Below are 9,336 nucleotides of genomic sequence, written 5' to 3'. Positions count from 1 at the left end.
CCCTATAAAAGGTGTCCGGCGGTGTCCTACTCTCCCACACCCTCCCGAGTGCAGTACCATCGGCGCAGTCAGCCTTAGCTTCCGGGTTCGGAATGTAACCGGGCGTTTCCCTGACGCTATAACCGCCGTAACTCTATCAACATATCAACCACACCCACCCCACAAGGGTGTTGTGTGTGGCCGTCCGTTGGGAACCACAAAGTGGACGCGAAACATCGTTACATCTGAAAACCTATGCCCACCCAAAAGGTGGTGGAAATCAAGTCATCGGCTTATTAGTACCAGTCAGCTCCACCCGTTACCGAGCTTCCACATCTGGCCTATCAACCCAGTCATCTACTGGGAGCCTCACACACTCAAAGGTGTACGGAGATCTCATCTCGAGGCCGGCTTCCCGCTTAGATGCTTTCAGCGGTTATCCATCCCGAACGTAGCCAACCAGCCATGCCCTTGGCAGAACAACTGGCACACCAGAGGTCCGTCCAACCCGGTCCTCTCGTACTAGGGTCAGATCCTCTCAAATCTCCAACGCGCGCAGAGGATAGGGACCGAACTGTCTCACGACGTTCTAAACCCAGCTCGCGTACCGCTTTAATGGGCGAACAGCCCAACCCTTGGGACCAACTCCAGCCCCAGGATGCGACGAGCCGACATCGAGGTGCCAAACCATGCCGTCGATATGGACTCTTGGGCAAGATCAGCCTGTTATCCCCGAGGTACCTTTTATCCGTTGAGCGACAGCGCTTCCACAAGCCACTGCCGGATCACTAGTCCCGACTTTCGTCCCTGCTCGACCTGTCAGTCTCACAGTCAAGCTCCCTTGTGCACTTACACTCGCCACCTGATTGCCAACCAGGTTGAGGGAACCTTTGGGCGCCTCCGTTACATTTTGGGAGGCAACCGCCCCAGTTAAACTACCCACCAGGCACTGTCCTAAAACCCGATCAGGGTTCGTAGTTAGATATCCAATATGACCAGAGTGGTATTTCAACAACGACTCCACCAACACTAGCGTGCCAGCTTCACAGTCTCCCACCTATCCTACACAAGCCACACCGAACACCAATACCAAGCTGTAGTAAAGGTCACGGGGTCTTTCCGTCCTTCTGCGCGTAACGAGCATCTTTACTCGTACTGCAATTTCGCCGAGTTCACGGTGGAGACAGCTGGGGAATCGTTACGCCATTCGTGCAGGTCGGAACTTACCCGACAAGGAATTTCGCTACCTTAGGATGGTTATAGTTACCACCGCCGTTTACTGGGGCTTAAATTCAAAGCTTCGACCCAAAAGTCTAACCTCTCCTCTTAACCTTCCAGCACCGGGCAGGCGTCAGTCCGTATACGTCCACTTGCGTGTTGGCACGGACCTGTGTTTTTAGTAAACAGTCGTTCCCCACTGGTCTCTGCGGCCACCACACCCTTTCCGGAGTAAATCCGTATAAGTGGATGGCCCCCCTTCTCCCGAAGTTACGGGGGCATTTTGCCGAGTTCCTTCACCATGATTATCTCGATCTCCTGAGTATTCTCTACCTGACCACCTGAGTCGGTTTGGGGTACGGGCAACAGCAAACCTCACGTCGATGCTTTTCTCGGCAGCATAGGATCACCTGCTTCCCCAAACGGGTCCGCATCGTATCTCACCCAAAGCCGAAAACTATTAATAAACGACGGGCTACATACTTACACCGGGACAACCATCGCCCGGCACAGGCTACCTTCCTGCGTCACACCTCACGCTCACCACCCCAGTTCGGGTTCGCAGCCGCCACCGAACATCACCCGAAGGATCCATCCAGCTTTGGATTGCTTAGCACTACTAGTTAGGTCTTTGACGGTTTACCGCCGGTACGGGAATATCAACCCGTTGTCCATCGACTACGCCTGTCGGCCTCGCCTTAGGTCCCGACTTACCCAGGGCAGATTAGCTTGACCCTGGAACCCTTGGTCTTCCGGAGGACGGGTTTCTCACCCGTCTTTCGCTACTCATGCCTGCATTCTCACTCGTGTGGCATCCACGACTGGTTCACACCGCCGCTTCACTCGCCACACGACGCTCTCCTACCCATCCATACGGCTGGACCACGAAGGCCTACCTGTTATATGAATGCCACAACTTCGGTGGCGTGCTTGAGCCCCGTTACATTGTCGGCGCGGAATCACTTGACCAGTGAGCTATTACGCACTCTTTCAAGGGTGGCTGCTTCTAAGCCAACCTCCTGGTTGTCACAGCAACTCCACATCCTTTTCCACTTAGCACGCGCTTTGGGACCTTAGTTGGTGATCTGGGTTGTTTCCCTCTCGACTATGAAGCTTATCCCCCACAGTCTCACTGCTGCGCTCTCACTTACCGGCATTCGGAGTTTAGCTGACGTCAGTAACCTTGTAGGGCCCATCGGCCATCCAGTAGCTCTACCTCCGGCAAGAAACACGCAACGCTGCACCTAAATGCATTTCGGAGAGAACCAGCTATCACGAAGTTTGATTGGCCTTTCACCCCTATCCACAGCTCATCCCCTCAGTTTTCAACCTAAGTGGGTTCGGTCCTCCACGCGCTCTTACACACGCTTCAACCTGGCCATGGATAGATCACTTCGCTTCGGGTCTAGGACACGCGACTGAATCGCCCTATTCAGACTCGCTTTCGCTACGGCTTCCCCACACGGGTTAACCTCGCCACATATCGCTAACTCGCAGGCTCATTCTTCAAAAGGCACGCAGTCACACCAACAAAGGGTGCTCCTACGGATTGTAAGCAAACGGTTTCAGGTACTATTTCACTCCCCTCCCGGGGTACTTTTCACCTTTCCCTCACGGTACTAGTCCGCTATCGGTCATCTGGGAGTATTTAGGCTTATCAGGTGGTCCTGACAGATTCACACGGGATTTCTCGGGCCCCGTGCTACTTGGGATACACACCACGCGGTAAAACCATTTCGGATACGGGACTCTCACCCACTCCGGTCCGCCGTTCCAAGCGGTTCTCCTATAGCTTCACTCTCACGTTCGAGACTCAGCAGCGTCTCACGGCATGTCCCGCAACCCCGACCATGCAACCCCTGCCAGGTATCACACATGATCGGTTTAGCCTCATCCGGGTTCGCTCGCCACTACTACCGGAATCACTGTTGTTTTCTCTTCCTGTGGGTACTGAGATGTTTCACTTCCCCACGTTCCCTCTACCCGCCCTATATATTCAGGCGGGAGTCACCAGGTCAGCAAGCCGCCTGGCGGGGTTTCCCCATTCGGAAATCCTCGAATCACAGCCCGTTTATCGGCTCCCCGAGGCTTATCGCAGATTACTACGTCCTTCTTCGGCTCCAGATGCCAAGGCATCCACCGTTTGCTCTTAGAAACTTGAAATCACATAAGTATTCAGAAACACACACCCACCCAAAAAGATGAGCATGTGACCAATGAAATTACATTAAGAATCAGTAACACCACCAACACAAAACACACCCCCAAAAGGATACGAATCATGCGTGGCATCACTAGATGCTCGCGTCCACTGTGTAGTTCTCAACGTACGGTCGATCCCACAATCATGAGCAACACGTCCCATAACCGCAGGTCAGAAAACCAAGTCCACCCACCCCCAAAGAGGCAGATCGGCTGGTCTTCCAGGACCCAATAGTATGCACCAGAGAAACACCAACTCACACACCCACACGTTCCAACAACCCTGTCCACGAGGAACAACGCTGCGTACTAGCACAGGCGAGCAAATCAATGCTTGCATTGTCAAATGTTCCACCCATGAGCGGTTACGCATCACACGTATGGTGATGATCGCACCATTCTGCAACAACAATGTTGTTGAGTGCTCCTTAGAAAGGAGGTGATCCAGCCGCACCTTCCGGTACGGCTACCTTGTTACGACTTAGTCCTAATCACCAGTCCCACCTTCGACAGCTCCCTCCACAAGGGTTAGGCCACCGGCTTCGGGTGTTACCGACTTTCATGACTTGACGGGCGGTGTGTACAAGGCCCGGGAACGTATTCACCGCAGCGTTGCTGATCTGCGATTACTAGCGACTCCGACTTCATGGGGTCGAGTTGCAGACCCCAATCCGAACTGAGACCGACTTTTTGGGATTCGCTCCACCTCGCGGTATCGCAGCCCTTTGTATCGGCCATTGTAGCATGCGTGAAGCCCAAGACATAAGGGGCATGATGATTTGACGTCATCCCCACCTTCCTCCGTGTTGACCACGGCAGTATCCCATGAGTTCCCACCATAACGTGCTGGCAACATAGGACGAGGGTTGCGCTCGTTGCCGGACTTAACCGAACATCTCACGACACGAGCTGACGACAACCATGCACCACCTGTATAGAAGTGTCCAAAGAGTTCTGTATCTCTACAGCGTTCTTCTATATGTCAAGCCTTGGTAAGGTTCTTCGCGTTGCATCGAATTAATCCGCATGCTCCGCCGCTTGTGCGGGCCCCCGTCAATTCCTTTGAGTTTTAGCCTTGCGGCCGTACTCCCCAGGCGGGGAACTTAATGCGTTAGCTACGACACAGAACCCGTGGAACAGGCCCTACATCTAGTTCCCAACGTTTACGGCATGGACTACCAGGGTATCTAATCCTGTTCGCTCCCCATGCTTTCGCTCCTCAGCGTCAGTTACGGCCCAGAGATCTGCCTTCGCCATCGGTGTTCCTCCTGATATCTGCGCATTCCACCGCTACACCAGGAATTCCAATCTCCCCTACCGCACTCTAGCCTGCCCGTACCCACTGCAGGCCCGAGGTTGAGCCTCGGGTTTTCACAGCAGACGCGACAAGCCGCCTACGAGCTCTTTACGCCCAATAATTCCGGACAACGCTTGCACCCTACGTATTACCGCGGCTGCTGGCACGTAGTTAGCCGGTGCTTTTTCTGCAGGTACCGTCACTTTCGCTTCTTCCCTACTAAAAGAGGTTTACAACCCGAAGGCCGTCATCCCTCACGCGGCGTTGCTGCATCAGGCTTGCGCCCATTGTGCAATATTCCCCACTGCTGCCTCCCGTAGGAGTCTGGGCCGTGTCTCAGTCCCAGTGTGGCCGGTCACCCTCTCAGGCCGGCTACCCGTCGTCGCCTTGGTGAGCCACTACCTCACCAACAAGCTGATAGGCCGCGAGCCCATCCTTCACCGATAAATCTTTCCCACAACAGACCATGCGGCCATTGTGCATATCCAGTATTAGACACCGTTTCCAGTGCTTATCCCAGAGTGAAGGGCAGGTTGCTCACGTGTTACTCACCCGTTCGCCACTCTTCCACCCAGCAAGCTGGGCTTCATCGTTCGACTTGCATGTGTTAAGCACGCCGCCAGCGTTCGTCCTGAGCCAGGATCAAACTCTCCGTAAAAAATTACATGCACCCTGGTAAGCGGAATAAGCCACCACGATGCGAGTTCAACCTGACAAAACGAACATCATTACTGACGTTCATATAATTTGTCCAAAAGGAATCGCCATCAACCAAACCCACAAGGGCTTAGCGACGGGATAAATAATTGGCATTTGACAATCAAGTGCACACTATTGAGTTCTCAAAGACCAGACACCACCCGTAGAATCCCCCGAAGGAACCCTTCCGAACAGCAACTGTGCCCCAGGCAAACACCCAACCGGGCATTCGCTGCGCATTCATATAGACCGGACCGCTTGGCTTCTGCTTAGCTGCCCGGCTGCGTTGCGCTGACAAAGGAATACATTACGCAGAATCCGGGCACACCGCAAACCACACCCCGTTCCCGGGCGTGTCTCATCGTGCGGCCTGAGCTGTCCTTTCCTGGGCGCTCCCCCGGGCCTCCGACTCCTCCCCTGAGAGTGCAGAACGGGCGCGCACTCCGGGAGGAGTACGCGCCCGTTTCAGGATCACAAGTGGTGTGCGCTACTGCGCGGCACGCTCGAGCACAAGCTCGCGAACGCGTGCGGCGTCTGCCTGTCCACGCATTGCCTTCATCACCGAGCCGATGATGGCTCCTGCCGCCTGCACCTTGCCATCACGGATCTTGGCAAGCACATCGGGCTGCTCCGCAAGCGCGGCGTCAACCGCCGCGATCAGGGCGCCGTCGTCCGAGACAATTGCGAGGCCACGGGCATCAACAATCTCCTGGGCGGTGCCTTCACCGGCGATGATTCCTGCGATCACCTGGCGCGCGAGCTTGTCGTTAAGCGTTCCCTCGTCGACGAGCGCGACGACGGAAGCGATCTGCTCGGGGGTGATGAGATCCGCGGGCGCAGCGGACTGCTCGTTTGCGATGCGGGCAATCTCACCCGTCCACCACTTGCGCGCAGCCTGGGCAGGAACGCCAGCGGCAACGGTCGCCTCGATCGACGAAACGAGGCCAGCGTTGACAACATCCTGGAACTCCAGCGCTGAGAACTGCCACTCGGCCTTCAGACGACGCGTTCGCAGCGTCGGGTGCTCGGGAAGCTGCGCGCGCAACTCCTCCACGAGTTCACGCGACGGCGTCAACGGCGCAAGGTCCGGCTCCGGGAAGTAGCGGTAGTCATCCGCGTCACTCTTCGGGCGACCCGGCGAGGTCTCCCCCGTGTCCTCGTGCCAGTGACGCGTCTCCTGCGTGATGCTGCCACCCTCGCTGAGGATCTGCGCCTGACGCTGGATCTCAAACCGCACAGCGCGCTCGATCGAGCGGAGCGAGTTCACGTTCTTGGTCTCCGTGCGAGTACCGAGCACGCTCATGCCTGCGTCCTCGTTGCCGCGCGGACGCAGCGACACGTTCGCATCGCAACGCAGGTTGCCGCGCTCCATCCGAGCATCAGAGATGCCAAGCGAGAGCACCAGCTCTCGAATGGTGGCGACGTACGCCGCAGCGATCTCCGGGGTGTCTGCCTCGCCGCCGAAGATCGGGCGGGTGACAATCTCAACGAGCGGGACGCCCGCGCGGTTGTAGTCAACCAGCGAGTACTCGGCACCCTGGATGCGCCCGGTGGAGCCACCCACGTGGTTCAGCTTGCCGGCGTCCTCCTCCATGTGCGCACGCTCGATCGGAACGTGGATGACACGCCCCGAGGCCAGCTCGATCTCGACCGAGCCATCGTGGGCGATGGGATCATCGAACTGCGAGATCTGGTAGTTCTTCGCCATGTCGGGGTAGAAGTAGTTCTTGCGCGCGAAGCCAGACACTTCTGCGATCTCGCATCCGAGTGCGAGCCCCAGGCTGATTGAGTACCGTACGGCCTCATCGTTCACCACGGGGAGCGAGCCCGGCAGGCCGAGGCACACCGGGGTGAGGTTCGTGTTCGGCTCCGCACCAAAGGTGTTGGGGGCCGAGGAAAACATCTTGGTCTTCGTGTTCAGCTCGACGTGCACCTCGAGGCCGATCACGGGCTCGAAGCGCTCCAGCGCCTCGGCGTAGTCCATAAGCTTCGTCTTTGCCATTACGCGTTCGCCTTCCCGGTCGGGGCGCCTGCAAGGGACGGCGCCTGTGCCCAGAAGGGCGCTCCGTCGCGGTCGGTGATGAGCTGCTCAATCGCAGCCCCCGCCTGGTAGAGGCGTGCATCCTCAAATGCGGGAGCCATGAGCTGCAAACCGACAGGCAGTCCGTCTTCGCTTGCGGTGCCGATCGGCAGGCTGAGGCCCGGGATACCTGCGAGGTTCGCGGGAATCGTGGTCGCGTCGTTCAGGTAGTCCTGCATCGGATCGCCGCCGTGTGTGCCGAGCGCCCACGCCGTGGTCGGCGCGGTGGGCGACGCGATCACGTCCACCTGCGCGAACGCCTGGGCAAAGTCGCGCTGGATCAGGGTGCGCACTTTCTGGGCGCTGCCGTAGTACGCGTCGTAGTAGCCAGCCGACAGGGCGTACGTGCCGAGGATGATGCGTCGCTTCACCTCAGCGCCGAAGCCCGCCGCACGGGTTTCACTCATGACGCCCTCAACGGTCCCACCGCCCTGCGGCGTGACACGAAGGCCGAAGCGCACGGAATCGTACTTGGCGAGGTTACTCGAGGCTTCCGCCGGCAGAATCAGGTAGTACGCAGCGACCGCGTACTCAAAGTGAGGCGCATCGATCTCGACGATCTCCGCCCCCTGCGCGGCGAGCAGCGCAAGCGACTCGTCAAAACGAGCCTTGACCCCGGGCTGCACGCCATCGATCATGAGCTGCTTTACGACACCGACGCGGAGCCCCTTCAGGCTCGTGGGGTCGGCACCGGCGCGCGCTGCAGCCGCCATCGACGGCCACGCATGGTTCAGCGATGTGGAGTCGTGAGCATCATGCCCGGCGACGACATCGTGGAGAAGCGCAGTATCGAGCACGGTGCGCGCGCACGGCCCGATCTGGTCGAGAGAGGAGGCCAGGGCGATTGCACCGTAGCGACTCACGCCGCCGTAGGTCGGCTTCGCGCCCACGGTACCGGTGAGGGCTGCAGGCTGACGGATCGAGCCACCCGTGTCCGAGCCGAGCGCGAGCGGGGCCTCGAACGCGCCAACCGCAACCGCGGAGCCGCCGCCGGAGCCGCCCGGCACTCGCGTCTGATCCCACTGGTTGTGCGTCGGGCCGTACGCCGAGTTCTCCGTTGCGGAGCCCATGGCGAACTCGTCCATGTTCGTCTTGCCAATGTTCACAAGACCCGCCGCGCGCGCCTTGGCAACGGCGGTCGCGTCGAAGGGCGAACGGTACCCCTCGAGGATCTTCGAACCGCTCGTCGACGGCATGTCCGTCGTGACGAGAACGTCCTTGATCGCGAGCGGCACACCGGCGAGCTCACCAAGCTGCTCCCCCGCCGCGCGACGCTCATCAACCGCGCGGGCCGCGGCAAGCGACGCCTCCGCGTCGGTCGCGAGGAATGCGTGCAAGTTGCCATCCACGGCGGTGATCCGATCGAGGTGGGCCTGCGCTGCTTCAACAGCAGAGACCTCGCCGGCAGCGAGCTTTGCGGACAGCTCGGCCGCGGTCAGCTGAATCAGTTCAGACACTACTGCTCCTCCCCCAGAATCGAAGAGACGCGGAACATTCCGTCAGTGGTCTCCGGCGCATTCGCGAGCGCCTGCTCGCGGGTGAGCACGTCGGCGATCTCGTCCGGGCGGGTCACGTTGTTGAGCGGGATCGGGTGGCTCGTCGCGGGGACGTCTGCACCCGCAACTTCGCTCACCTTCGCGATGTTCTCGAGAATCGAGCCGAGCTCAGTCGTGAGCGAATCGATCTCAGCGTCGGTGAGGGCGATTCGGGAAAGACCGGCGAGATGCTGCACGGTCTCAGCCGTGATCTCTCCGCTCGATGCGGCGCGCTCGGCCGCAGAAGTTTCAGGCATGCTGCTCCATCATGGCTTCGGGTGTGGTGTCAACCCCTCTATCCTAGCGAGCAGCCAGCGCTCTCGACC

The 9,336-nt window shown here is 58.6% G+C and carries 3 protein-coding genes and 3 rRNA genes; all 6 read right to left on the bottom strand.

Features of this window, described 5'->3' with window-relative positions:
* Positions 1–13: 13 nt before the first annotated feature.
* Positions 14–130: ribosomal RNA gene (gene rrf / locus D3226_RS06135) — 5S ribosomal RNA — on the bottom strand.
* 125 nt (positions 131–255) lie between these two features.
* Positions 256–3,360, bottom strand: a 23S ribosomal RNA gene (locus tag D3226_RS06130).
* A gap of 471 nt (positions 3,361–3,831) precedes the next feature.
* Positions 3,832–5,354 (bottom strand): 16S ribosomal RNA (locus D3226_RS06125).
* Together the 16S, 23S and 5S rRNA genes form the textbook arrangement of a ribosomal RNA operon.
* 528 nt (positions 5,355–5,882) lie before the next feature.
* Positions 5,883–7,397, bottom strand: a complete 1,515-nt coding sequence (gene gatB, locus D3226_RS06120) for an Asp-tRNA(Asn)/Glu-tRNA(Gln) amidotransferase subunit GatB (protein ID WP_202381453.1) — start codon at positions 7,395–7,397, stop codon at positions 5,883–5,885.
* Positions 7,397–8,932, bottom strand: coding sequence for an Asp-tRNA(Asn)/Glu-tRNA(Gln) amidotransferase subunit GatA (gene gatA / locus D3226_RS06115; RefSeq protein ID WP_202381452.1), 1,536 nt, complete (start codon positions 8,930–8,932; stop codon positions 7,397–7,399). The genes gatB and gatA overlap by 1 nt, the downstream gene beginning before the upstream one ends.
* Entirely contained in the window at positions 8,932–9,267 is a 336-nt protein-coding gene (gene gatC, locus D3226_RS06110; protein WP_202381451.1) for an Asp-tRNA(Asn)/Glu-tRNA(Gln) amidotransferase subunit GatC, read from the bottom strand. Before gatC ends, gatA begins: the two co-directional genes overlap by 1 nt.
* Positions 9,268–9,336 lie beyond the last annotated feature (69 nt).

It is taken from the genome of Leucobacter chromiireducens subsp. chromiireducens (assembly GCF_016758255.1).
In the GTDB taxonomy this organism is placed as follows: domain Bacteria; phylum Actinomycetota; class Actinomycetes; order Actinomycetales; family Microbacteriaceae; genus Leucobacter; species Leucobacter chromiireducens.
The sequence above is the reverse complement of the archived record's forward strand: the minus strand, read 5'-3'. Positions and strand labels throughout refer to the sequence as shown.

Excerpts from the sequence above, each read along its gene's own strand:
- gatB (WP_202381453.1), bottom strand. The coding sequence starts at position 7,397 with ATGGCAAAGACGAAGCTTATGGACTACGCCGAGGCGCTGGAGCGCTTC.
- gatC (WP_202381451.1), bottom strand. The coding sequence starts at position 9,267 with ATGCCTGAAACTTCTGCGGCCGAGCGCGCCGCATCGAGCGGAGAGATC.